The 21805-nt window shown below is 74.1% G+C and carries 15 protein-coding genes and 1 pseudogene; 2 read left to right on the top strand and 14 right to left on the bottom strand.

The annotated features are described in order from the left end of the window. Nucleotides 1–24: 24 nt before the first annotated feature. On the bottom strand, nucleotides 25–717 hold the full coding sequence (locus ACFY93_RS21570) for an iron dependent repressor, metal binding and dimerization domain protein (protein ID WP_391361376.1): 693 nt from the start codon (nucleotides 715–717) through the stop codon (nucleotides 25–27). A 216-nt stretch (nucleotides 718–933) separates the two neighbouring features. On the opposite strand from ACFY93_RS21570, the gene ACFY93_RS21565 reads away from it, so the two are divergent. Beyond that, on the top strand, nucleotides 934–1689 hold the full coding sequence (locus ACFY93_RS21565; RefSeq protein ID WP_391361374.1) for a sugar isomerase domain-containing protein: 756 nt from the start codon (nucleotides 934–936) through the stop codon (nucleotides 1687–1689). An 86-nt stretch (nucleotides 1690–1775) separates the two neighbouring features. Here the strand turns inward: ACFY93_RS21565 and ACFY93_RS21560 are convergent, their stop codons facing one another. Continuing rightward, nucleotides 1776–3194 carry a PAS domain-containing protein gene (locus tag ACFY93_RS21560; RefSeq protein ID WP_391361370.1) on the bottom strand — a complete coding sequence of 473 codons (1419 nt, stop codon included), beginning with the start codon at nucleotides 3192–3194 and terminating at the stop codon, nucleotides 1776–1778. Between the two features lie 573 nt (nucleotides 3195–3767). Then, entirely contained in the window at nucleotides 3768–4868 is a 1101-nt protein-coding gene (locus ACFY93_RS21555; RefSeq protein WP_391361368.1) for a citrate synthase, read from the bottom strand. Nucleotides 4869–5353: 485 nt separating this feature from the next. Between ACFY93_RS21555 and pdxH the strand changes: the two genes are divergently transcribed. Next, nucleotides 5354–5992 carry a pyridoxamine 5'-phosphate oxidase gene (pdxH, locus tag ACFY93_RS21550; RefSeq protein ID WP_391361575.1) on the top strand — a complete coding sequence of 213 codons (639 nt, stop codon included), beginning with the start codon at nucleotides 5354–5356 and terminating at the stop codon, nucleotides 5990–5992. 16 nt (nucleotides 5993–6008) lie between these two features. Here the strand turns inward: pdxH and ACFY93_RS21545 are convergent, their stop codons facing one another. The 11 genes and pseudogenes from ACFY93_RS21545 to ACFY93_RS21495 all read right to left on the bottom strand — a co-directional run bounded on the left by ACFY93_RS21545 (nucleotide 6009) and on the right by ACFY93_RS21495 (nucleotide 21602). Further along, nucleotides 6009–6674, bottom strand: coding sequence for a TetR family transcriptional regulator (locus tag ACFY93_RS21545; RefSeq protein ID WP_391361365.1), 666 nt, complete (start codon nucleotides 6672–6674; stop codon nucleotides 6009–6011). Then, a complete protein-coding gene (locus ACFY93_RS21540; RefSeq protein WP_391361572.1) occupies nucleotides 6662–7387 on the bottom strand; it encodes an enoyl-CoA hydratase family protein in 726 nt (241 codons plus the stop codon). Before ACFY93_RS21540 ends, ACFY93_RS21545 begins: the two co-directional genes overlap by 13 nt. A gap of 50 nt (nucleotides 7388–7437) precedes the next feature. Next, complete coding sequence (locus tag ACFY93_RS21535) at nucleotides 7438–9003, bottom strand: AMP-binding protein (protein ID WP_391361569.1); 1566 nt, start codon at nucleotides 9001–9003, stop codon at nucleotides 7438–7440. 108 nt (nucleotides 9004–9111) lie between these two features. After that, a complete protein-coding gene (locus ACFY93_RS21530) occupies nucleotides 9112–10302 on the bottom strand; it encodes an acyl-CoA dehydrogenase family protein (RefSeq protein ID WP_391361363.1) in 1191 nt (396 codons plus the stop codon). Beyond that, nucleotides 10299–12161 (bottom strand): biotin carboxylase N-terminal domain-containing protein, encoded by a 1863-nt coding sequence (locus ACFY93_RS21525; protein ID WP_391361360.1) that lies wholly within the window; start codon nucleotides 12159–12161, stop codon nucleotides 10299–10301. The genes ACFY93_RS21530 and ACFY93_RS21525 overlap by 4 nt, the downstream gene beginning before the upstream one ends. An 11-nt stretch (nucleotides 12162–12172) precedes the next feature. Continuing rightward, nucleotides 12173–13771 carry a carboxyl transferase domain-containing protein gene (locus ACFY93_RS21520; protein WP_391361358.1) on the bottom strand — a complete coding sequence of 533 codons (1599 nt, stop codon included), beginning with the start codon at nucleotides 13769–13771 and terminating at the stop codon, nucleotides 12173–12175. Beyond that, nucleotides 13768–15552 (bottom strand): acyclic terpene utilization AtuA family protein, encoded by a 1785-nt coding sequence (locus ACFY93_RS21515; protein ID WP_391361357.1) that lies wholly within the window; start codon nucleotides 15550–15552, stop codon nucleotides 13768–13770. The genes ACFY93_RS21520 and ACFY93_RS21515 overlap by 4 nt, the downstream gene beginning before the upstream one ends. Then, a complete protein-coding gene (locus tag ACFY93_RS21510) occupies nucleotides 15549–16463 on the bottom strand; it encodes a TIGR03084 family metal-binding protein (protein ID WP_391361355.1) in 915 nt (304 codons plus the stop codon). Before ACFY93_RS21510 ends, ACFY93_RS21515 begins: the two co-directional genes overlap by 4 nt. 173 nt (nucleotides 16464–16636) lie before the next feature. Next, nucleotides 16637–17647: an EamA family transporter gene (locus tag ACFY93_RS21505; RefSeq protein WP_391361353.1), complete on the bottom strand. Its 1011-nt coding sequence runs from the start codon at nucleotides 17645–17647 to the stop codon at nucleotides 16637–16639. A 355-nt stretch (nucleotides 17648–18002) separates the two neighbouring features. After that, nucleotides 18003–18571: pseudogene (locus tag ACFY93_RS21500) on the bottom strand (hypothetical protein). A gap of 127 nt (nucleotides 18572–18698) precedes the next feature. Continuing rightward, the gene (locus tag ACFY93_RS21495) at nucleotides 18699–21602 is read right to left on the bottom strand and encodes an FAD-linked oxidase C-terminal domain-containing protein (RefSeq protein WP_391361352.1); all 2904 of its coding nucleotides are present in this window, start codon (nucleotides 21600–21602) and stop codon (nucleotides 18699–18701) included. Between the last annotated feature and the right edge of the window lie 203 nt (nucleotides 21603–21805).

Below are 21805 nucleotides of genomic sequence, written 5' to 3'. Positions count from 1 at the left end.
GGAACAGTCCCGCCCGGGACGGGATCAGCGCTTGGCGACAAACACGTGCGAGGCGACCTCGGCGTGCAGCTCCGCGGCCTCGCCGCCACTGCCCACGAGCACACCGCCCGCCGCCTCCGTCACGCTCACCACCGAACCGGGCTGCACACCGGCCCGCCGCAGTGTGTACATCAGCTGGGCGTCCGTCTGGATCGGCTCGCCGATGCGGCGCACGACCACCGTCTTGCCGTCGGTGCCCGGGTCCAGCTCGGCCAGCGAGACCATGCCCTCGTCCAGGAACGGGTTCGCGCCGTCCGTCTCGCCCAGCTCCTCGAGGCCCGGGATCGGGTTCCCGTACGGCGACTCGGTCGGGTGACGCAGCAGCTCCAGCACACGGCGCTCGACGGCCTCGCTCATCACGTGTTCCCAGCGGCACGCCTCGGCGTGCACCTGCTCCCACTCCAGCCCGATCACGTCGACGAGCAGACACTCCGCGAGCCGGTGCTTGCGCATCACGCGGGTGGCGAGGCGGCGGCCCTCCTCCGTGAGCTCCAGATGACGGTCGCTGGCGACCGCGACCAGTCCGTCGCGCTCCATGCGCGCCACGGTCTGACTGACGGTCGGACCGCTCTGGTCGAGGCGCTCGGCGATCCGGGCACGCATGGGGACCACACCTTCCTCCTCCAGCTCGAGGATGGTGCGGAGATACATCTCCGTGGTGTCGATCAGTCCGGACATTCGTGCCCCTCGATTTGCTCTGCCGGGAGCTGGACGGCCCACCGGCGCGTGCGCTGGCCCTGGATTCAATACTGACGCATAGCACTGACAAGCGTGCCTCACCGGCGGAACCCCGGACGCCGCTCGGCCGTATTGACAGCGCAGTGGTCCAGACCGCACCGTGATCCCGCGACACGACGGAGTGACACGGCAGCCATCGTCCAGGGGGCTTCGCAGATGAGTGACAGCACGCCGGCCAAGCAGTTCTTCGAGGCCGCGATCGGCCTGCTGCACCGCGTGCGGGACGAGGAGGCGGAGACCATCGACGCCGCCGGCACCCTGATCGCCGACACCGTCACCGGCGGCGGCCGGCTGTTCGCGTTCGGCGCCGGTCACTCCTCGCTCGCCGCCCAGGACGTCGTCTACCGCGCGGGCGGGCTCGCCCTGATGAACCTGCTCACCGTCCCCGGCGTCGTCGGTGTGGACGTCATGCCCGCGACGCTGGGCTCCGCCCTGGAGCGGGTGGACGGCCTCGCGAGCGCCGTCCTGGACACCAGCCCGCTGCGGGCCGGCGACGTCCTGGTGATCATCTCGCTCTCCGGACGCAACGCGCTGCCCGTCGAGATGGCCATGAACGCCCGCGCGCTCGGCGTACGGGTGATCGGCGTGACGTCGGTCGCCTACGCGGCGGAGACGACGTCCCGGCACGTGTCGGGGACGTTCCTCAAGGACCACTGCGACGTCGTGCTCGACTCGAAGATCGCGGTCGGGGACGCGGAGATCACCGTGGACACCGTCGCGGCGCCGTTCGCCCCCGCGTCGACGGTGGTCACGTCGGCGCTGCTCCAGGCCGTGATGGCCACGGCGGCGTGCGTCCTGGCCGGCCGGGGGATCGAGCCCCCGCTGCTGCGGTCGGGGAACGTGGACGGGGGGCACGAGTGGAACGGGCGGGTGATGGAGGAGTACGGGGACCGGATCTTCTACCGCCGGTGAGGTGACGCGGCGGGCACCTGGCGACGGGCCGGCACGGCGGATCCGCCGGTGGGGTGCGGCGCCGTCCGGTGAGGCGGGCCGGAGCTTCAGGCCCCGGAGGCGCCGGAATTCCTCAGCGCCTCCTCCAGGTCCAGGGCCGTCGCGATGCGGACCGCCACGTCCTCCGCGTACACCGCGTCCGTGCGGTCGAACTGGCTGCGGCCCGCGGCGCGCAGGAACGTGACGACGCCCAGGGTCCGGCCCCGGCTGCGCAGGACCGCGCACAGCGCGTGCACCGAGTCCGCCGGCCACTGGCGGCCCTCGGCCCACACGCGGGCCCGCTCCGGGCCGACCGCGCCCGCCGTGGCCCGTACGGAACCGGCCCGCTCGACGCACTGCACCGCCGGGTGCCCCTCCCCGTACGGCACGGGCAGTCCCGCCTTCCCCGCGAGCCGGGACGGACCCGGCGCTCCGGAGGGCGTGGCCGCCGACCGGACGAGCCGCGTCGGGCCCGGCGCGCCGTCCGCCCCGTCGAGGGCGTCCCGCGACCCGCCGCCCGCGACCCGGTCGATCAGCGCATGGTCGGCGAAGCCCGCCAGCGCGAAGTCGAGGTGGACGGTCGCCGCCTCGCCCGGGTCCTCGCACTCCGCGGCGGCCCGCGCGGCCCGGTGCAGCTGGTTGGCCCGGAACCGCAGCAGCGCCGCCTCCTGCTCGGTCTGCTTCGCCTCGGTGACATCCTGGAAGAGCCAGCCGACGCCGAGCGGGACCGGCTCCTCCGCCAGCGGCGAGGCGAGCCGCAGGAATCCGCTGCTCCAGCACCGCCGCTGCTCGCCCTCCGGCGTCCGCACGCTCACCCACATGTCGGCGGGAGCGGGCGGCGCGCCCTCCCCCAGCACGTGGGTCAGCGCGCTCTCCAGCTCCTCGACGCCCTGGGAGAGCATCTCCCCGAGCGGCCGCCCGAGGACCGCCGTGCGCCCGATGCCGAGGGCGCGCGCCGCGTGGGCGTTCACGACGGCGGGCCGCAGATCGGCGTCGACGAGGACGACCCCCCAGCTCGCGTCCTCGAACAGCGCCTCGCTGAGCGCGATCGACCGCTCCAGGTCGATCTGCGTGTGCACCTCGCTGAACGCGCAGTACACCCCGGCCGGCTTGCCGTCCGTCCCGCGCACCGCGGCCGACTGGGTGCGGACCAGGACCCGGCCGCCGTCCTTGGTCAGCAGCGCGAACTCGTGCACCTGCCGCCCCGGCGCCCGCATCGAGGACATCAGGCGTTCCTCGACCTCCTCGGCGTCGGCCGTCCGCACCGCCCACCCGGCGAACCCCTGCCGTCCCACCGCCTCGTCCGCGCTCCAGCCGAGGATGCGCTCGGCCTCGCGGTTCCAGTGGGTGACCACGCCGTCGGCGTCGAAGGCGCACAGTGCCGCGTCCATGCCGTCCAGCAGGGCGGCCAGCAGCTCCGAGCCACCGGGCTCGGGCTCGTCCGGCCCCAGCTCGTCGGTGGTCCCACTACGCCGGGAAGCACTCACCTGGACCCCCTGCAGGCTGCGTCCGGGCACCCGCCGATTTCGGGTGGCGGGTACCGCGGGCCGTTGCGCGGCACATGTACGGCACATGGACCGGGCGACCGTCGGTTCACTGGACATCATTCAACTCGAACGTGACCCAGCACACATCGGGTTCCCCGAAGATTCGACGAAATCGTTGCCTGCGGTGAATCGGTCGGAAATCGGTGCGGAAAATCGGTTGAGCGGGGCCGGCCGGTTTCTTAGGCTGGCGGTACTTCGGAGAGGAGGTGGTTCGGCAGATGTATTCCTACCGGACGGAAGAGGTGGCTGCGGGCTAGCGGCCCGTCGCCGTACTCGATTCGGCGCCGGACCGGCGTGGGTGATGTACACGCAGTCGGCCCAATCCACAGCAGTCACCCGACCCGCGAGCTCGCCGGTACGTCCGGCCGGCTCCCCGCCGTGCAACGGAGGGGAACCTGAGCCCGCGGGTCGTCTGCGTCTCCCCGCCGCACGACCCGCCCCGCGCCCCCGCCGCGCGCCCCCGCCGCGCGCCCCCGCCGAGGACGGCCGGCGGGAACGCGCGGCGGTACCGGCTCAGTGCGCGATGTCGCCGAAGCCCTCGACGTCCCGCGGGTCGCGGGTGCCCGGGCCCACGTAGCGGGCGGAGGGGCGGACCAGGCGGCCGGTGCGCTTCTGCTCCAGGATGTGCGCGGACCAGCCGGCCGTACGGGCGCAGGTGAACATGGACGTGAACATGTGCGCCGGGACCTCCGCGAAGTCCAGGACGATCGCCGCCCAGAACTCGACGTTGGTGGCCAGCACCCGGTCGGGACGGCGGGCGTGCAGCTCGGCCAGGGCCGCCTTCTCCAGCGCCTCCGCGATCTCGAAGCGGGGGGCGCCCAGCTCACGGGCCGTGCGGCGCAGCACGCGCGCGCGGGGGTCCTCGGCGCGGTAGACCCGGTGGCCGAAGCCCATCAGGCGCTCGCCGTTGTCGAGGGCGCGGCGTACGTAGGCCTCCGCGTCGCCGGTGCGCTCGATCTCCTCGATCATGCCGAGCACGCGGGAGGGCGCCCCGCCGTGCAGCGGTCCCGACATGGCGCCGACGGCACCGGAGAGCGCCGCGGCGACGTCGGCGCCGGTGGAGGCGATGACCCGCGCGGTGAACGTCGAGGCGTTCATGCCGTGCTCGGCGGCGGACGTCCAGTAGGCGTCCACGGCGGCGACGTGCTTGGGGTCGGGCTCGCCGCGCCACCGCTTCATGAAGCGCTCGACGACGGTGTCCGCCTTGTCGATCTCGCGCTGCGGGACCATGGGAAGCCCCTGGCCACGCGCCGACTGGGCGACGTAGGACAGGGCCATGACGGCGGCGCGGGCGAGGTCGTCGCGGGCCCGGTCGGCGTCGATGTCCAGGAGTGGTTTGAGGCCCCACACCGGGGCGAGCATCGCCAGCGCCGACTGGACGTCGACGCGGATGTCGCCGGAGTGCACGGGGATCGGGAACGGCTCGGCGGGCGGCAGGCCGGGGTTGAAGGCTCCGTCGACGAGGAGCCCCCAGACGTTGCCGAACGAGACGTGGCCGACCAGGTCCTCGATGTCGACGCCCCTGTACCGCAGGGCGCCGCCCTCCTTGTCCGGTTCGGCGATCTCCGTCTCGAAAGCGATGACTCCTTCGAGTCCGGGTACGAAGTCGGACATCAGGCGGCTCCTCGGATGAGTACGACAGATGCGTGTGCGACTCCCGGGTACCAGGTATCCGGGGGCGGGAATCAGCGCTCACTGTTCGGTTCCCGCCCGGTTCCACGGTCCTCGGAGACTCGCGGTCCTTGCGGTCTCTCCGGTGATGCCCCGTCCGGCGGGTACTCACCCACCGGATCCCGGCCCCGGACGGGCGGCCGGGACGGGACGCGGACAGCATCAGCACGATAGCGATGAGTGCCACCTTTGGGGAGGCTTCGCGGCACTCAGTGCCACGCAGTGACGAAGCACACGTGGCCGGGGCCGCGCGGCCGGCCGCCCCGTCCCCGCCCGCGCGGCCCCGGATACGGCAGGATGACCGGGTGAACGACAGCGTGAACGAGAGTTCCCCGGACGAACCCGCCGTCGACGCGCTCATCGAGCGCGCCGCCGAGGCCGCCGCCGTCGATCCGGCCGTGGACCCGCCGGCCTCCGACCCCGCGGCGATGCGCGCGCAGTACCGCGCCGAGGGCCTCGACGAGGCCGCCCTCGCGGCGCATCCCATGGAGCAGTTCGGCCGCTGGTTCGAGCAGGCCGCGCAGGCCGCCGTGCACGGCTTCGTCCACGAGGCCAACGCGATGGTCGTCTCCACCGCGGACGCCGAGGGCCGCCCCAGCTCCCGCACGGTCCTGCTGAAGCAGTACGACGAGCAGGGCTTCGTCTTCTACACCAACTACGACTCCCGCAAGGCCCGCGAGCTGGCCGGGAACCCGTACGTCTCGCTGCTCTTCCCCTGGCATCCGATGGCCCGCCAGGTCATCGTCACCGGCACGGCCCGGCGCACCGGCCGCGACGAGACCGCCGCGTACTTCCGCACCCGCCCGCACGGCTCCCAGCTCGGCGCCTGGGCCAGCGCCCAGTCCTCGGTCATCCTCTCCCGTACGGAACTCGAGGCGTCCTACGAGGAGTTGAGCGCGCGCTACCCGGAGGGCGAGCAGGTCCCGGTCCCGCCGAACTGGGGCGGCTTCCGGATCGCGCCGCGGACCGTGGAGTTCTGGCAGGGCCGCCTGAACCGGCTGCACGACCGGCTGCGCTACGTCGCCCTCCCGGACGGTTCCTGGCGCGTGGAGCGGCTCAGTCCCTGACCGGCGCGGCAGGCGCTCAGCCCAGCCGCCCGTCCAGCACGGCGGCCCACTGCGCGACCACCCGTTCCCGGCGGCCCGCGTCGTCCGTGAGCAGGTTGGCCAGGCCGAGCCCGCGTGCCATGTCCAGCAGGCCCTGCACCGTCTCCCGCACCCCCGGACGGGACTCGTCGGCGCCCAGCAGCTCCACCGCGATCCGGTGGCTCTCGCGGCCGACGCGGGCCTCCAGTTCGGTGACCCGGGGCCGCAGCTGCGCCTCGTTGGAGGCGGCGACCCACAGGTGCAGGGCGGCGCGGAAGAGCGGGCCGGTGTAGAGGTCGACGAGTGCGCGCAGCACGGCCCGGCGGTCGGCGGGGCCGTCCGGGAAGAGGGCGCGCAGGGCGGTGGAGCGTTCCTCGGCGACGTACTCGACGGCGGCGGTGAACAGGTCCTCGCGGGTCGGGAAGTGGTGCTGGGCGGCGCCCCGCGAGACGCCGGCCCGCTCGGCGACGACGGAGACCGTGGAGCCCGCCCAGCCGTGTTCGGCGAGGCAGGAGACGGCGGCCTCCAGGAGCCGCTGCCGGGTGGCCCGGCTGCGGTCCTGCTTGGGCGCGTGCCCGGCGCGTGCCCCGGCCGCCCCGGCACGGCTCGCCGCGCCCGCCGGGTCTGCCGTGCCCGTCGTGCCGTCGGTGCTCACACCACCCATGCGGGGTCCCGTCGTTCGAGGAAGGCCGTCATCCCCTCGCGGGCCTGCGGGGAGGCGAACAGCCGGGCCGAGAGCGCGGTCAGTTCGGCCGCGTCCCGGTCGAAGGTCTCCAGCACCCTAGCCGTGAGCAGCCGTTTCGTCTCCGCCAGGGCCTGCGGGCAGGAGCGGCGCAGTCCGTCGAGCACGGGGGCGAGGACGGCGTCGGCGTCCTCGCCCGCCGCCGTGAGCAGCCCGGCGCGCACCGCCTCCCGCGCGTCGAACCGTTCGCCGGTCAGGTAGTACCGGGCGAGCGCGCGCGGGTCCGCACGGGGCAGCAGGGGCAGCGAGATGACGGCGGGGGCGACGCCGATGCGCACCTCGGTGAGGGCGAAGTCGGCGTCGTGGGAGGCGACGGCGATGTCGCAGGCGCCGAGCAGCCCGAGCCCGCCCGCCCGGACGTGGCCGGTCACCCGGGCCACGACGGGCCGGGGCAGCTCGACGATCCGCCGCAGCAGTCCGACGAGGGCGTCCGGGTGCGGCGGGTCGCGCAGGTCGGCGCCCGCGCTGAAGGTGTTCCCGGTGTGGGTGAGCACCACCGCGCGTACGCCGTCGTCCTCGCCGCACTCGGCGAGGGCGTCCGCGAGGGCGGCCACGAGCGTGGCGGACAGGGCGTTGCGGCGGGCGGGCGCGTCGAGGGTGAGGGTGGTGACGCCGCGGTCGTGGGCGCGGCTCAGCGGGCTCTGCGGGCCGCCGGGGGTCCCCGCGCGGCCGGGGGGCCGCGTGCTCACACGCGCTCCCGCAGTTCCCGGCGGAGGATCTTGCCGGAGGCCGCGCGGGGCACGCCGTCGGTGAAGGTGACCCGGCGGACCCGCTTGTAGGGGGCGACGCGTTCGGCGACGTACATCATGACCTCGTTCTCGGTCAGGTCCGGGGCGGACGGCTGGCGGACGACGTGGGCGTGCGGGATCTCGTTGTGGTCGTCGTCGTAGACGCCGATGACGGCGGCGTCGGCGATGCCGGGGTGGGTCAGCAGGAGCGCCTCGAGTTCGGCGGGGGCGACCTGGAAACCCTTGTACTTGATGAGTTCCTTGACGCGGTCCACCACGAACAGCCAGCCGTCGGCGTCCACATGGCCGACGTCCCCGGTGTGCAGCCAGCCGTCCGGGTCGATCATGGCGTCGGTGGCGTCGGGGCGGCCCAGGTAGCCCTTCATGACCTGGGGTCCCCGGATGAGGATCTCGCCGGGTTCGCCGACGGCCAGGTCGCGGGCGGGGTCGTCCAGGGCGACGATGCGCATCTCGGTGCCCGCAATGAGCCTGCCGACGGTTCCGGGGGGCGCGTCCTTCGCGTCCAGGGGGACGACGTGGGTGCCCGGGGACAGTTCCGTCATGCCGTACGCCTGGCCGACCGGGGGCAGGCCGAGGCGGCGCGAACAGGCTTCGGCGAGGGCGGCGTCCAGGGGTGCGGCGGCGCAGACGATGTGTTTCAGGGACGACAGGTCGTACCGCTCGACGGCCGGGTGCTTGGCGAGGGCGAGGACGATCGGCGGGGCGACGTAGAGGGAGGTGATGCGGTGCTTCTCGATGGCCGCGAGGAAGGTGTCGAGTTCGAAGCGCGGCAGGACGACGACGGTGGCGCCGAGGCGCAGCGGCGCGTTCATGAGCGCGGTGAGCCCGTAGATGTGGAAGAAGGGCAGGACGGCCAGGACGCGGTCGCCGGGCCCCGCGGGTATGGCGGGGGCGAGCTGGGCGAGGTTGGTGGCGATCGACCGGTGGGTGAGCATGACGCCCTTGGGGACGCCGGTCGTGCCCGAGGAGTACGGGAGGGCCGCGACGTCCTCGGCGGGGTCGATCGCGACCTCGGGTTCGGGCGCGGTGGTGGCGAGCATGTCCGTCAGCGAGCGGTGTCCGGGCGCGCTGTCGCACACGAGGATCTCCTGGACGCCGCCCGCGAGTCCGGCCGCCTCGCGGGCGCTGTCCAGGAGCGGGGAGACGGTCACGATCCAGCGGGCGCGGCTGTCCCGCAGCTGCTTGGCGAACTCCGCCGGGGTGGCGAGCGGGTGCACGGTGGTGACCGAGGCGCCCGCGCGCGTGGCCGCGTAGAAGACGGTCGGGTAGGCGATGGTGTTCGGGCTGTGCAGGGCGAGGACGTCGCCCTTGCGGACCCCCGCCCCGGCGAGCGCGGCGGCCAGCCGCCGGTGCAGGTGGTCCAGTTGGGCGTACGTGAGGGTGGTGCCGTCCACCCCGTCGACGAGCGCGGGCGTGTCCCCGAAGCCGGCGGCGTGCCCGAGCACCGCGTCGTGGATGGGCTGGTCGACGGCCTGGACGTCCTCGTACGCACTGCGGAACACCATGACGGTCTCCTTCGACGGTGCCTGGTTCCTGGACGGTGCTCGAACGGCTGAACCGGTGCGCGGCCGGGCGACGGCCGTCTGTCGGTGGACTGGATTGTGCCGTGCCTAGTAGGACTTGGGCAGGCCCAGGGTCTGGTGGGAGACGTAGTTGAGGATCATCTCGCGGCTGACCGGTGCTATCCGGGCCACCCGGGACGCCGTGATCAGCGAGGCGAGCCCGAACTCGCGGGTCAGGCCGTTGCCGCCGAGGGTGTGCACCGACTGGTCGACGGCCTTCACGCAGGCCTCGGCGGCCGCGTACTTGGCCATGTTCGCGGCCTCTCCCGCCGCGATGTCGTCCCCCGTGTCGTACAGCTGGGCGGCCTCGCGCATCATCAGGCGGGCGAGTTCCAGCTCGATGTGGGCCTGTGCGAGCGGGTGCGCGATGGCCTGGTGGGCGCCGATGGGCTCCTTCCAGACGGTGCGTTCGCGCGCGTACGCGACGGCCTTGGAGAGCGCGTAGCGGCCCATGCCGATCGAGAAGGCGGCGGTCATGATCCGCTCGGGGTTGAGCCCGGCGAAGAGCTGGAGCAGTCCCGCGTCCTCTCCCCCACTGCCGAAAGCGTGGGAGGGGCCCCCACCCACCAGCGCGTCGGCGGGCAGCCGCACGTCGTCGAGGGTGAGTTCGAACTGCTTCTCGCAGCTGTGCAGTTCCATGTCGATCCGCCGCCGTCCGAAGCCCTCGGTGTCCCTGGGGACGATGAACAGGCAGGGCTTGAGGCGTCCCGTACGGGCGTCCGCGGTGCGGCCGACGATCAGGGTGGCGTCGGCGATGTCGACGCCCGAGATGAAGACCTTGCGCCCGCTGAGCACCCAGTCGTCGCCGTCGCGGCGCGCGGTGGTGGTGATGCGGTGGGAGTTGGAGCCCGCGTCGGGCTCGGTGATGCCGAACGCCATGCGGCGGCTGCCGTCGGCGAGTCCGGGCAGCCAGGCCCGCTTCTGCTCCTCGGTGCCGAACCGGGCGATGACGGTGCCGCAGATCGCCGGGGAGACGACCAGCATCAGCAACGGGCAGCCGGTGGCGCCCAGTTCCTCCAGGACGATGGAGAGTTCGGCGATGCCGCCGCCTCCGCCGCCGTACTCCTCGGGCAGGCTGACGCCGAGATAGCCGAGCTTGGCGGCCTCGGCCCACAGCTCGTCGGGCTGGCGGCCCTCGGCGATCGCTGCGTTGACGTAGTCGCGTCCGTAACGCGTGCCGAGTGCTCGGACGGCGGCACGCAGTGCCTTGTGCTCCTCGGATTCCAGGGTGGCGCTCATACGGGCTGGTCCTCCTGTACGACGGCGAGCAGGGACCCGACCTCGACCTGGTGGCCGGGGGCGGCGTGCAGGGCGGTGAGCGTGCCGGAGGCGGGCGCGGAGATCCGGTGCTCCATCTTCATCGCCTCCAGCCAGACGAGCGGCTGCCCGGCGGTCACGGCGGCGCCCACGGCGAGGCCCTCCGCGACCCGGACGACCGTGCCGGGCATCGGGGCGAGCAGCGAGCCGGGGGCCCGCTGGGCGGCCGGGTCGGGGAAGCGGGGCAGCGCGGTGAGCGCCGCCGCGTTCACGTACACCCGGTCGCCGTACCGGGAGACCTCGAACCGGCGCCGTACTCCGCCCACTTCGAGGACGACGAGGGAGGCGTCCGCGCGCACGACGCGTACTCCCTCGGCCTCCGCGGTCAGGCCCGTGCGCGTGTGCCGGTAGCGGGCCTCGTGCTCGTCGCCGGTCGCCTCGTCGCGGTAGCGCCTGGTCTGCGGCTGCGACGGCACGTTGCGCCAGCCGCCGAACCGTGAGCGTCCGTGCGCGTCCGCGAGCGCGGCGGCCAGGGGCGCGTACGGATCCGGGGCGGCGCCGGTCAGCTCGGCGAGGTGGCGCCCGTAGAAGCCGGTGTCCATGCGGGCGGCGGTGAACTCCGGGTGCCTGAGGGACCGTACGAGCAGCTCCCTGTTGGTGACCGGGCCGTGGACCGCCGCCCGCTCCAGCGCGCCGGCCAGCCTGCGCAGCGCCTCCGCGCGCGTGGGGGCGTGGGCGACCGCCTTGGCGAGCATGGGGTCGTAGTGGACGCCGATGAGGTCGCCGTCGGTGTAGCCGGTGTCCAGGCGGACGCCGTCCGGTACGGCGAGGCGGTGCAGCGTGCCGGTCTGCGGGGCCCAGCCGTTCGCCGGGTCCTCCGCGTACAGGCGGGCCTCGACCGCGTGCCCGCGGGCGGGCGGCGGGTCCTTCTCCAGTGCGGCGCCCTCGGCGACCCGGATCTGCAGGGCGACCAGGTCGACTCCGAACACGGCCTCCGTCACCGGGTGTTCGACCTGGAGGCGGGTGTTCATCTCCAGGAAGTGCGCGGTTCCGTCGGCGACGAGGAACTCGACGGTGCCCGCGCCGACGTAGCCGACCGCGCGGGCGGCCCGTACGGCCAGGCCGTACAGCTCCTCGGTGAGGCCGGGCGCGAGTCCGGGCGCCGGGGCCTCCTCGATCACCTTCTGGTGGCGCCGCTGCAGCGAGCAGTCCCGGGTGCCGAGCGGCCACACCGTGCCGTGGGCGTCGGCCATGATCTGCACCTCGACGTGGCGGCCGCCCTCCACGTACGGCTCGACGAACACCTCGCCGTCCCCGAACGCGCTCAGGGCCTCGGACCGTGCCCCGGCCAGCTCCGCGTCGAGGTCCGCCAGGTCCCGTACGACGCGCATCCCGCGTCCGCCGCCGCCCGCCGCCGCCTTCACCAGCACCGGCAGGTCGGCCTCGGTGACCTCGCGCAGCGGCTCGATGCCCAGCAGTTCCTTGGCGCGGGTCTTGGACGCCATCGCCTCGATCGCCTCCGGGGACGGGCCGATCCAGGTCAGGCCCGCGTCCAGGACGGCGCGCGCGAAGTCCGCGTTCTCGGAGAGGAAGCCGTAGCCGGGGTGCACGGCGTCCGCTCCGGCGTCGAGCGCGGCCTTCACGATCAGGTCGCCGCGCAGATACGTCTCGGCGGGTGTCGCGCCCGGCAGCCGTACCGAGGCGTCGGCCACGCGCGCGTGCGGCGCGTTCTCGTCGGGGTCCGAGTGCACCGCGACCGTGCGGATGCCCGACTCCCGGCAGGTGCGGAAGACACGGCAGGCGATCTCGCCGCGGTTGGCGACGAGCAGGGAAGTGATCACGTGGGTGGACCTCACATCCGGAAGACGCCGAAGCCGCCGCGGGCGCCCTCGTAAGGGGCCGTGTGGATCGCGGACAGGCACAGGCCGAGGACGGTGCGGGTGTCGCGGGGGTCGATGACCCCGTCGTCGTACAGCCGCCCGGACAGGAACATCGGCAGGGACTCGGACTCGATCTGCTGCTCGACCATGGCACGCAGCGCGGCGTCGGCCTCGTCGTCGTAGGGCCGCCCCTTCGCCGCCGCCGACTGCCGGGCGACGATCGACAGGACGCCTGCGAGCTGCTGGGGGCCCATGACGGCGGACTTGGCGCCGGGCCAGGCGAAGAGGAAGCGGGGGTCGTAGGCGCGGCCGCACATGCCGTAGTGGCCGGCTCCGTAGGAGGCGCCCATCAGGACGGACAGGTGGGGGACCTTCGAGTTGCTCACCGCGTTGATCATCATCGCGCCGTGCTTGATGATGCCGCCCTGCTCGTACTCCTTGCCGACCATGTAGCCGGTGGTGTTGTGCAGGAACAGCAGCGGGATGTCGCGCTGGTTGGCGAGCTGGATGAACTGGGCGGCCTTCTGGGACTCCTCGCTGAACAGCACGCCCTGCGCGTTGGCCAGGATGCCCACGGGGTAGCCGTGCAGCCGGGCCCAGCCGGTGCACAGGCTCGTCCCGAAGAGCGGCTTGAACTCGTCGAAGTCGGAGCCGTCGACGATCCGGGCGACGACCTCGCGCGGGTCGAACGGCACCTTCAGGTCGCCGGGCACGACCCCGAGGAGTTCGTCGCCGTCGTACTCGGGCGGTGCGGCGTGCGGGGGATCGGCGTACGCCTTGCGGTGGTTGAGGCGGGCGACGACGCGGCGGGCCTGGCGGATCGCGTCCCGCTCGTCGACGGCGAAGTGGTCGGCGAGACCCGACACGCGCGCGTGCATCTCGGCGCCGCCCAGCGACTCGTCGTCGCTCTCCTCGCCGGTGGCCATCTTCACCAGCGGCGGCCCGCCCAGGAACACCTTGGCGCGCTCCTTGACCATGATCACGTGGTCCGACATGCCGGGGACGTAGGCGCCGCCCGCGGTGGAGTTGCCGAAGACGACGGCGACGGTGGGGACGCCGGCCGCCGACAGCCGCGTGATGTCGCGGAAGATCGCGCCCCCGGGGATGAAGATCTCCTTCTGGGAGGGCAGGTCGGCGCCGCCGGACTCGACGAGGCTGACGCAGGGCAGCCGGTTGGCGAGGGCGATGTCGTTGGCCCGCAGCGCCTTGCGCAGGCTCCACGGGTTGGTGGCACCGCCGCGCACGGTCGGGTCGTTCGCCGTGATCAGGCACTCCACGCCCTCGACGACGCCGATGCCGGTGACGAGCGAGGCGCCGACGGCGTACTCGCTGCCCCAGGCGGCGAGCGGCGACAGTTCGAGGAACGGCGTGTCGGGGTCGAGCAGCAGTTCGATGCGCTCGCGGGCGAGCAGCTTGCCGCGCTTCCGGTGGCGCTCGACGTACTTCTCGCCGCCGCCCGCGAGGGCCTTGGCGTGCTCGGCCTCCAGTTCGGCGACCTTGGCGAGCATGGCCTCGCGGTTGGCCGTGTAGTCGAGGCCGCCGGTGTCCAGGGCGGAGGCGAGGACGGTCACAGGAGTTCCTCCGGGATGTCCAGGTGACGGGAGCGCAGCCACTCGCCGAGCCCCTTGGCCTGCGGGTCGAAGCGGTGCCGGGCGGCGACGCCTTCGCCGAGGATCCCCTCGACGACGAAGTTCAGGGCCCGCAGATTCGGCAGGACGTGGCGGACGACGGCGAGTGACGCGGTCTCGGGCAGGAGTTCGCGGAAGCGGTCGACGGTGAGGGTGTGGGCGAGCCACCGCCACGCCTCGTCGGTGCGCACCCACACGCCGACGTTCGCGTCGCCGCCCTTGTCCCCGCTGCGGGCCCCGGCGACCAGCCCGAGCGGCGCCCGCCGGACCGGCACGGCGGCGGGAGGCGGTGCGGGCAGCGGCGGTGCGGGCAGCGGCTCCAGTACGCGGGCGCCCGCGGCCGGGGGCACGGTCAGGCGGCGGCCGTCGTGCAGGACGGCCGTGTGCTCCACGGCGCCCCGGTCCAGATACGCGGCCTCGAAGACGCCGTAGGGCGCTCCCTTCCCGGGCGGCGCCGACACATGGAAGCCGGGGTAGCTGGCGAGGGCGAGTTCGACGGCGGCCCCGCCGAGCGCGCGGCCCACCGCGTCCTGGTCCGGGTCCCGGACGACGAGACGCAGCAAGGCGCTCGCGGTCTCCTCGGTTCCGGCGTCGGGCCGGTCGGTGCGGGCGAGGTCCCAGCGGACCTCCGCCGGAGGGGACGCGGCCGAGGCGAGCGCGGACTCCATCTGCTCCCGCACGAGCGCGGCCTTGGCCTCGACGTCCAGCCCCGTCAGCACGAAGACGACCTCGTTCCTGTATCCGCCCAGCCGGTTGAGCCCGGCCTTGAGATCCGCCGGCGGGGCCTCGCCGCGCACCCCGTCGATCCGCACCCGGTCCGGCCCCTCCCGCGTCAGCCGTACGGTGTCGAGCCGGGCGGTGACGTCGGGGCCCGCGTACCGGGCGCCGGACGTCTCGTACAGGAGCTGCGCGGTGACCGTGCCGACGTCGACGGTCCCGCCGGTGCCGTCGTGCTTGGTGATGACGCTCGTGCCGTCCTCGTACAGCTCGGCGACCGGGAAGCCGGGGTGGCTCAGGCGGCCGGCGGGGTGCTCGGTGAAGAACGCGTAGTTGCCGCCGGTGGCCTGGGTGCCGCACTCCAGGACGTGCCCGGCGACGACGGCGCCCGCCAGCCGGTCGTACTCCCCCGGGCCCCAGCCGAAGTGGGCCACGGCCGGCCCGGTGACCAGCGCGGCGTCGGTGACGCGGCCGGTGACGACGACGTCCGCTCCCTCGCGCAGACACGCGGCGATCCCGGCGCCGCCGAGGTAGGCGTGCGCGGCGAGGCTGCCCGGGGCGACGGCGTCCCGCGCGGGGCTCCCGGGCGGGTACGCGGTGAGGTCGTCGCCCTCGACGTGCGCGACCCGTACGGGGATGCCGAGCCGCCCGGCCAGCTCCCGCACGGCGCCGGCGAGCCCGGCGGGGTTCAGGCCGCCCGCGTTGGTCACGATCCGCACGCCCCGCTCGTGCGCGAGGCCCAGGCACTCCTCCAGCTGGCGCGGGAAGGTGCGGGCGTACCCGGCCGAGGGGTCGCGGAGCCGGTCCCGGCCCAGGATCAGCATGGTCAGCTCGGCGAGGTAGTCCCCGGTGAGGACGTCCAGCGGCCCGCCGGTGAGCATCTCGCGCAGGGCGTCGAAGCGGTCGCCGTAGAAGCCGGAGGCGTTGCCGATGCGGAGGGGACGGGTGGGGTCCGGGGGGAACGCGGGGCTCGCGGGGGTCGGGGTCGCGGGGCTTGCGGGGCTCACCGGGTGGGCCTGGGGGCGCCGGTGTCGGCCTCGGGTGCCCCGGACGCCTCGGGTGCCCCGGACACCTCGGGTGCCCCGGCCGTTTCGTCTGCCACGGCCGTCCCGGCCGTCCCGGGTGTCCCGGTGGTCCCCGCGGGCGGGCGGCCCGGCCCGGGGAGTCCGGCGAAGGCCTGGGCGATGTCGAGCCACCGGTCGGCGTCGGCGCCCCGGACCCGCAGGGCGAGGTCGGCGCGGTGGGCCCGCTGGGTGACCAGCAGGCAGAAGTCGAGGGCGGGCCCGGTGACCCGCTGGGCGGCGTCCTCGGGCCCGTACGTCCACAGGCCCCCGCCGGGCGCGGCCAGCTCGACGCGGAACTCCTCCTGCGGCGGGGTCAGTCCCCGGACCCCGTAGGCGAAGTCACGCGTGCGCACCCCGATCCGCGCCACGTGCCGCAGCCGGTCCGTGGGAGTGCGCGGCACCCCCAGCGCGTCGGCGACGTCCTGGCCGTGCGCCCAGGTCTCCATGAGCCGTGCGGTGGCCATGGAGGCGACCGACATCGGCGGCCCGTACCAGGGCACCCGCGTCCCGGCGGGCGCGCCCCGCAGGGCCCGCTCCAGCGCCGTGCGCCCCTCCCGCCACTCGGCGAGCAGGCGCGCGGGCGGCAGGGCGGCCCCGCGTTGCGCTTCCACGTCCACGAAGGTGCCGGGCGCGGCGAGCGCCTTCTCGACCTCTCCCCCGAACGCCTCCGCGTCGGTCACGGCGAGCAGCGCGACCCGGTCGGTCCAGGCGAGGTGGGCGATCTGGTGGGCCACGCTCCACCCGGCGGCGGGCGTGTCCCGGGCCCACCGGCCCGGTTCGAGTTCCCCCACCAGCAGGTCGAGCTCCGCACTCTCCCGGCACAGATCGTCGATCACGGACGACGGATCGGACACGATGCGCTCCCCTCGGGGCACGACGGCGTGCCCCGGAGCATGGCAGCGGAGCCAGAAACAATCAAGCGCGCTTGCATGAATTGGTCAGGGCGTCCCGCACGACGGGGCGGGACGGGGACCGGAGACCGGCCGGGTCGACCGGGGGTACGTGCGCGCAGGCTCCCCGGTGGGGGCTACTGCGCGCCGGGGGCGTGCCCCCGCCCCACCTGCGTCCGCACCGCGCCCATGCTGGCCGCGACGACCAGGGCGATGGCGAGGGACTGGGTGAGGGAGAGGGCCTGGTCGAGGACGAGGAAGCCGGCGGTGGCGGCGAGGGCCGGTTCGAGGCTCATCATGACGGCGAAGGTGGAGGCGGGCAGGCGGCGCAGGGCGAGCAGTTCGAGGGTGTAAGGCAGGACGGAGGAGAGCACGGCGACGCAGGCGCCGAGGCCGATCGTCGTGGGCACCAGCAGCTTCGACCCGGACTCGACGACGCCGAGCGGCAGGAAGAGCACCGCGGCCACGGCCATGGCGAGCGCGAGCCCGTCGGCCTGCGGGAAGCGGCGTCCCGTACGGGCGCTGAAGACGATGTACGCCGCCCACATCCCGCCCGCCGCCAGCGCGAAGGCGACTCCGGCGGGGTCGAGGCCGCTGAAGCCCCCGCCGCCGAGCAGGAAGACACCGGCGAGCGCGAGACCGGCCCAGACCAGGTTCACCAGGCGGCGGGAGACGAGGACGGAGAGGGCGAGCGGACCGAGCACTTCGAGGGTGACGGCGGGGCCGAGCGGGATGCGGGCGACGGACTGGTAGAAGAGGCCGTTCATCGCGGCCATGGCGACGCCGAAGGCGACGACGGTCCCCCAGTCGGCGCGCGAGTGCCCGCGCAGCCGGGGCCTGCACACGACGAGCAGCACGATCGCGGCGACGACGAGCCGCAGCGTGACGACGCCGAGGGCGCCGGCGCGCGGCATCAGGGTCACGGCGAGCGCCCCGCCGAACTGCACGGAAACGCCTCCGGCGAGCACCAGTCCGACGGGCCCGAGCGCGGCCCGCCCCGGGCGCCCCGAGGGTCCGCCCGGTACCGCGACCGCCTCCGGCTGAGCGACCGACGCACCGGCCGCGACTGCGGCGGCTGCGGCGTCGGCCGAGGGCGACCGGTCTGCGCGGGGGAGGTTCACGGGGCCGTCCAAAGTGATCGCGTTCATACCTTCATGTGCACTCTGCTGTACTACACCGTCTACGATAATGAACTATTCCAGTACTGTAAACGCCTTTAGCAGCTTACGTCGCCGGGGTCCGCGCGCGTCCCCCGCCCGCCACCGGTGAGATCCCACCCGCCTCAGCTGTCGCACCAGCCACAGCCATGCATATACTTCTTCTCGTGCACGTCACCGAACTCCCGGTGGTGAGCCACGCGTTGGTGGTCCAAGGAAAGACGCCCCGCTTCCTGCGGGGAGATGCAGGTGCAAGGCCTGCCCGGCGCTCCACAGAAACCCCGCTCCCGGATCCCCGGGTGCGGGGTTTCGCGTCTGCCCGGCTCGCGCCCGCTCGGACCGCGGCCTACTCGGCCCGACGGTCGTCGAACAGATCCTCCGCGCACGTCACGTCGAAGGCCCGCCAGGCCCAGGTCTCCAGCCGGTCGAGATCGGAGCAGGCCTCCAGCCGCTCACGGACCGCGTCCGGAACCGGCACGTCCCGCCGGTCGAGGGTGCGCAGAATCCCCACCACGCGCTCCCGGCCGACCCCCTTCTCGAGCCCCCGCTCCAGTCCCTTTTCCAGCCCTTCTTCGCGGCCTTCCTCACGGCCTTCCTCACGGCCTTCGTTCCGGACCTTCTCGGCGACCTCGTGCCGGAAGAAGTAGTTCACCGGCATCATCAGCTCCTTCCAGATCTGCCTCGCCTGCGCATCGATCAGATGACGAGCAGGTAGGTTCCCTCGTCCGTCTCCGCGCGCAGCAACGTGTCCACGCGTCGCTCGACCGGTTCGATCTCCGTCAGATCAGCGTTCAGGATCGCGAAATCACGCGGCTCCGGAAACGGGACGTGCAGCACACGCTGCAACGTACGGGTGAAGCCCGCTGGTTCCTTCTGACAGATCCGGTGCAGTGCCTCATGTGACGAGCCGACCATCCGCTCTCCTTCCCATCCGACCCGGTCAACGAGCCGGCCATGGGGGAGGTCACGCACCACCGGCATATGACAACGCGGGCCACTCACGTGCACTCCCCGGGCGGGACGGGCGGGGCCGCTGGTGGGGTTACCGGACTTCCAGCCCCTCCGCCAGCGCCTCCGCCAGGTGGTGTCCCTCGCGGGGCGTCAGTTGTCGCAGTTGGGTGCGGCAGGAGTAGCCGTCCGCCAGGAGGAGGGTGCCGGGTGGGGTGGCGCGGACGGCGGGGAGGAGCTGGTCCTCGGCGCAGGCCACCGAGACGGCGTAGTGGCCCTTCTCGAAGCCGAAGTTGCCCGCCAGGCCGCAGCAGCCGCCCGCGAGGGTGCCGGTCAGGCCCGCCGCCTCGCGCAGGCGCCGGTCGGCCGCGTCGCCGAGGACGGCGTGCTGGTGGCAGTGGGTCTGGCCGGTGACCGGGCGGTCGAGGCGGGGCGGGGTCCAGTCGGGGGCGTACTCCGCAAGGGTCTCCGCGAAGGTGCGGACGCGGGCGGCGAGGCGCGCGGCCCGTGGGTCGTCGTGGAGAAGTTCGGGCAGGTCCGCCCGGAGGGCCGCCGCGCAGCTCGGTTCCAGGACGACCACGGGGGCGCCGCTCTCCAGCACCGGTTCCATCAGGTCCAGCGTCCGGCGCAGCACCGCGCGGGCGCGGTCGAGCTGGCCGGTCGAGATGTAGGTGAGGCCGCAGCAGACCCGGGACCGGCGGGCGCCGAGCAGGGCCCAGGGCGCCCGGGAGCGGCCGTCGGCGACCCGGGCCGTCGTGCCGCGCAGCGTGGGCGGGAGGGCCACGGTCAGCCCCGCCGCCTCCAGGACCCGTACGGCCGAGCGGCCGACCGACGGCGAGAGGTGCTCCGTGAAGGTGTCCGGCCACAGGACCACGGTCCGGCCGGCGCCCGCCGCTCGCGGGGACCGCCTCCGCCACCACCGGGTGAACGTCTCCCCGGCCAGTGCCGGGATCTCCCGCTCCGCCGCGACGCCGCCCAGCCGCTTCGCCAGGCCCGCCAGTGGCCGTACCCGCGCCAGGGCGTTGACGAGCGGCGCCGTGCGCGTCCGGGCGGCCAGGCCGAGCCACACCGGAAGGCGGCCCATCGAGTAGTGCGCGGCGGGCCTGCGGCGTCCCGCGTAGTGGTGGTGGAGGAACTCCGCCTTGTACGTGGCCATGTCGACGCCGACCGGGCAGTCGGAGCGGCAGCCCTTGCAGGACAGGCACAGGTCGAGGGCGTCCCTGACCTCCGGGGAGCGCCAGCCGTCGGTGACCACCTCCCCGGCGAGCATCTCGTGCAGCAGCCGCGCCCGGCCCCGCGTGGAGTGCTCCTCCTCGCCCGTCGCCCGGAACGACGGGCACATCACCCCGGAACCCGCCTCCGTCGTACGGCACTTGGCGACGCCCACGCATCTGCGCACCGCCGCCGAGAAGTCGCCGCCGTCCGCCGGGTAACCGAACTCCACGTCCACCGGCCGCCCCGGCAGCACCGCGAACCGCAGGTTCTCGTCGAGCCGGGCCGGCCGCACGAGCATCCCGGGGTTGAGCAGGCCGTCCGGGTCCCAGACGCCCTTCACCTGTTCGAACAGGCGGACCATCCCGGCGCCGTACATGCGCGGCAGCAGCTCGGCCCGCGCCTGCCCGTCCCCGTGCTCGCCGGACAGCGAGCCGCCGTGGGCGACGACCAGACCGGCCAGCTCCTCGGAGAACCGCCGGAACCGGCCGACCCCCTCCCCGCTCATCAGGTCGAAGTCGACGCGCACGTGGACGCAGCCGTCGCCGAAGTGCCCGTACGGCGTGCCGCGCAGGCCGTGGGCGGTCAACAGGGCGCGAAAGTCCCGCAGATACGCGCCGAGGCGGGCCGGCGGCACCGCGCAGTCCTCCCAGCCGGGCCACGCCTCGCTCCCGTCCGGCATCCGGGTCGCCGTACCGCTCGCGTCCTCGCGGATGCGCCACAGCATCCGTTGCCCCGCCGGATCGGTCACCACGAGGGAGTCGAGGACGCCGGCGGCCCGCACGACCGCGTCCGCACGCGCGCGTGCCTCGGCCGCGCTCTCGCCGCCCGTCTCCACGAACAGCCACGCGCCGCCCGCCGGCAGCCCCGCGTCCGGCGGCACCAGGTCCGCCGCCATCCCCTCCACGGTCAGCGGCCCGTACGGCAGCAGACCCGCCGCCGCCTGTGCCGCCGCGCTCTCGTCCGGGTACGCCAGCACCGCCAGCGCCCGCGCCCCCGGCACCCGGACCAGCCGTACGACCGCCTCGGTCAGCACGCCCAGCGTGCCCTCGCTGCCGCAGAGGGAGCGCGCCACGTCGGCGCCCCTCTCGGGCAGCAGGGCGTCCAGCGCGTACCCCGAGATGCGGCGGGGCAGCTCGGGGAAACCGGTGCGCAGCCGCGCCAACTCGGCGTCCACCAGGGCGCGCAGACCGTCCGGGGCGCCCGCCCAGTCCCGGCCGGGGCGCAGCGTCCGCCCGCGGGCCGTGAGCACCGTCAGCTCCTGGACGTTGTCCGCGGTCGTGCCCCAGGCCACCGAGTGCGCGCCGCAGGAGTTGTTGCCGATCATGCCGCCGAGGGTGCAGCGGCTGTGGGTGGAGGGGTCGGGGCCGAAGCGCAGGCCGTGCGGGGCGGCCGCCTCCTGGAGCCGGTCCAGCACGGCTCCGGGCTGGACCACGGCGGTACGGGCCTCCGCGTCGACGGACAGGACGCGGTGCATGTGGCGGGTGAAGTCCAGGACCACGCCCGTTCCGGTCGCCTGGCCCGCGATCGACGTGCCGCCGCCGCGCGGCACGACCGGGACGCCGTGGGAGCGGCACACCTCCAGTACGGCCGCCACGTCGTCGGCGTCGCGCGGCGCGACGACACCGAGGGGGACGCGGCGGTAGTTGGACGCGTCCATGGTGACGAGCGCCCGCGCGGTCGCGTCGAAGGCGACCTCACCACGGACGGCAGAACGCAACGCCTCCCGCAGCGCCTCCCGCAGCCCGTCACCCTGCCCGCCGGGGCCGGCCGTTCCCTCAGTCATGCTCCCAGGATGCCCCCTGGCCCCCGACGAGGCGGTGAGGGCGGGCCACGTCACGGCGGGTGGGGCATTTGGGCGCGTGCCCGGACGAAACCGCGTGCCGGTCCACCGGGCACACCACCATATGGTGAGACCGGGAACACAACCTTTCCATTTCGATCACGAACTCTCATATAGTGACCGTCAGTTGAGCTTCAGGTGTCGCT

The organism is Streptomyces sp. NPDC008313, assembly GCF_042956125.1.
Taxonomy (GTDB): domain Bacteria; phylum Actinomycetota; class Actinomycetes; order Streptomycetales; family Streptomycetaceae; genus Streptomyces.
This window is presented reverse-complemented; position numbering and strand designations above follow the sequence as displayed.

Excerpts from the sequence above, each read along its gene's own strand:
- ACFY93_RS21570 (WP_391361376.1), bottom strand. The coding sequence starts at position 717 with ATGTCCGGACTGATCGACACCACGGAGATGTATCTCCGCACCATCCTC.
- ACFY93_RS21565 (WP_391361374.1), top strand. The coding sequence starts at position 934 with ATGAGTGACAGCACGCCGGCCAAGCAGTTCTTCGAGGCCGCGATCGGC.
- ACFY93_RS21555 (WP_391361368.1), bottom strand. The coding sequence starts at position 4,868 with ATGTCCGACTTCGTACCCGGACTCGAAGGAGTCATCGCTTTCGAGACG.
- pdxH (WP_391361575.1), top strand. The coding sequence starts at position 5,354 with ATGCGCGCGCAGTACCGCGCCGAGGGCCTCGACGAGGCCGCCCTCGCG.
- ACFY93_RS21545 (WP_391361365.1), bottom strand. The coding sequence starts at position 6,674 with ATGGGTGGTGTGAGCACCGACGGCACGACGGGCACGGCAGACCCGGCG.
- ACFY93_RS21530 (WP_391361363.1), bottom strand. The coding sequence starts at position 10,302 with ATGAGCGCCACCCTGGAATCCGAGGAGCACAAGGCACTGCGTGCCGCC.
- ACFY93_RS21505 (WP_391361353.1), bottom strand. The coding sequence starts at position 17,647 with ATGAACGCGATCACTTTGGACGGCCCCGTGAACCTCCCCCGCGCAGAC.
- ACFY93_RS21495 (WP_391361352.1), bottom strand. The coding sequence starts at position 21,602 with ATGACTGAGGGAACGGCCGGCCCCGGCGGGCAGGGTGACGGGCTGCGG.